Source organism: Candidatus Woesearchaeota archaeon, assembly GCA_003694805.1.
Lineage (GTDB): Archaea > Nanobdellota > Nanobdellia > Woesearchaeales > J110 > J110.
In genome coordinates this window covers 1-2,661 of sequence record RFJU01000085.1, presented here as the reverse complement: position 1 = coordinate 2,661, position 2,661 = coordinate 1, and the positions used below count along the sequence as shown (strand labels likewise).

2 protein-coding genes are annotated in these 2,661 nt (G+C 50.7%); one reads left to right on the top strand and one right to left on the bottom strand.

Annotated elements, in window-relative coordinates:
- Positions 1 to 279: HesA/MoeB/ThiF family protein (locus D6783_03075; protein RME53041.1), on the bottom strand; the 279-nt coding region annotated here is incomplete at its 3' end.
- Between the two features lie 1,869 nt (positions 280 to 2,148).
- On the opposite strand from D6783_03075, the gene D6783_03070 reads away from it, so the two are divergent.
- The coding region (locus tag D6783_03070) for a hypothetical protein (GenBank protein ID RME53042.1) at positions 2,149 to 2,661 on the top strand (513 nt) is incomplete at its 3' end.

The window sequence follows — 2,661 nt, the reverse complement described above, 5'->3', positions numbered from 1 at the left end:
TGCTTTCACTTTTGTTTGTGGGTTGATGGCTTCGAGCCGTTTCTTCGCCTGTTTGGCTTTGAAGCGGGTGAGGTCTTCTGCCGTGTAGAGTGTTTGGCGAGGGACGTCTGCTTCTTCAACACGCCCTTTGTCAATGATGCGTACTTGAATGTCGTCTCGAACGAGGGCGTCTGCGATGATGCTCCCGACGCCTCCCACGCCTGCAATGGACATGGTCGCTTTGCTCAGGGCGCGCTCTCCTTCTTTGCCGATGGGTTGAGCGTTGCTTCGTAGTGTCATGGTCTTTTCACACCTCTTATTTGGAACGTGCTTGTGTTTTTGGTAGGCCGTTCTTGCTTTGAGATTCTTCCTGAACGTAAGGAAACCACTTCTTTTCTTGAATAAATAAGAAGGGGTTGAGCGTGCACTTAAGAATGTTACTCATTTAAAAGCTTATCTCTTGTTGTGCTGAGCTCTCGGAATGATGTTAAGAGTTTTTTTTGGGGAGGGGGGGTTGGAGGAGAGGGATCGTTGAGAAAAACAAATTGAGAAAACAAAAAGTATTTAAATTAACGTTATGGTGAGTTGTACGTGGCCAGAAGGGTGTTTCCCAGGGTTTTCATTGTGCTCGCGCTCTTATTGTTCTTAGCGCAGGGCGTGATGGGTGCAACGTACTATGTGCGAGTGGATGGCAGCGATTCTTGTAATGGCCTCTCCAACTCCGCAGGGACGTCAGGAAGTTGTGCGTTCAGGTCGATTGATAAGGCGGCTTCGGTGGTGCAGTGTGGAGATACTATTAGCGTCGGGCCGGGCTGGTATTATAATGAAAAGATTGACACGCTTCCGGATTGTTCTGGCAAACCGGTGCTCAAGTTGCAGGGGGCAGGAGTGGACACGTCGTACATTGCTCTTGATCTTTTGGATGTGGACGAGTCTCGTTGTGTGGATTTAGGGGGAGGCGTGTATGAATGTGATATTCCAGCTGGAGGGCTTTCTTCATCCTCCGCGATCAACGAGAAGGTACGTGCAATGGTTCATTTGCCACCTGGGCACGGCGCATACTACGAAACGAACGGGCAGCCGAATTTTGGCCACGCTACGATGGCGGACTGGGTTCCAACCTTCTGGTCATCAAGCACGTCAGCCTCGTGGGAGGGTTCGGTTGCGCTTCAGGGAAATGGCAAGTTCCGGATTTGGATGTGGGATGATGTGCCTCCTGGGCCTGACGCTGAAATCCTGTGGCCCGCGACGACGTGGGACCCGAATGGAATCCACCACGATAATGCTGGAAATTTCGAAATGTCAGGATTCACGGTTATCGCCTCATCGCAAACAACCTTAACAAACCGAGCTGTGAACAAACCAATAGCTCATACGGTACTGTCAGATATACATTTTTTCGGTGGGTGGGTTGACCTCACAGGTAATCAATACCAGTTTTACTTTCATGACGACATCACTTTGCGTCGTGTCCACGTTCGGAACGCGGTGTTCAACCCAATTGACAATGCTGCGCCAACATGGGAAGTAGGCGGATCGTACGTTCTGAAAATGTGGACTGTGAGGAACAGCGTTGTGGAAGATGTGTTTCTTGAGCATGCGAGAAATGGATTTTCACTTAGTATCGGAACGTATAATGTCACCGTGATCAGAACGAGGATGAGAGCCATTTCGAATCATGGACTGATGATTCAGACGGGAAACCACCCGTCCTCCGCGACGGACCCGAAGCTACCGCACAATATCACCTTTATCGACTCGGAGTTTGGCGACTCGCAAGAAGGAGCATATATTGTTTGTGCGTACGACCTGGAGTTTCGCCATGTTACCTTCTCTGATGGCGCCCCCTATATTGCTGGCCACGCAACGTACGGTGAGCTGTGTCCTCCCGGTGTTCCGCGAAACATTGACTTTTACAACTGTGTATTTACGGAGCGGGTCCTTTGGAATTGCGCCATGGTTGATGTTGTTTGCAAAAAACCTGGTGATAATCCTGACGTAGCGAATGCACGGTGTCGTGCTGAAGTGGGTGGCTACGACGCCGATTTCGACTTCGTGAATAATGTCTATCCAACAGACACGCATGGTGGTCATGGTCGTGGTGCCCATAATCTTGCTCATTGCGACTATGACATCGATCATGACGGCGTGATTGACTGTAAATCGTCGATGCCAGGGGTCTTGACGCTTGAGGAGTGGCAGAACTGGTCTGGGGACTGCGGCGCGAGTGGGAGCATCCGCGATGCTCACTCAACGCAGTCAGCCACCATCGCGGAGATAATCAAGGACCCGCAGGGAGCAAAGTTCACCGATTCTTCATCGAGTATTCAATTTCCTGGTGATTTAGTGGATAGTTTGTTGAATCCAGCAGTGGATGCAGCAGATCCTGCTTACCCAACAGCAGGACCGTATGATTTGATGGGGGAGCCTCGTTTAGTAACACCTGACATTGGCGCGTTTGAAGCAAGCGTTAGCAATGTTCCTCCGTGTACGAATGGCGTCGATAATGACCATGACGGGTATGGAGCTGGCTGCTCGAATGGTCCTGATTGTGATGATAGCAATGCGGGTGTGCATCCTGGTGCGGTTGAGGTGTGTGGGAATGGTGTGGATGAGGATTGTGATGGTGTGGCGCAGGAGTGTGTTTGTTCGGATGGTGATGGTGATGGGTTTGGCGTTGCG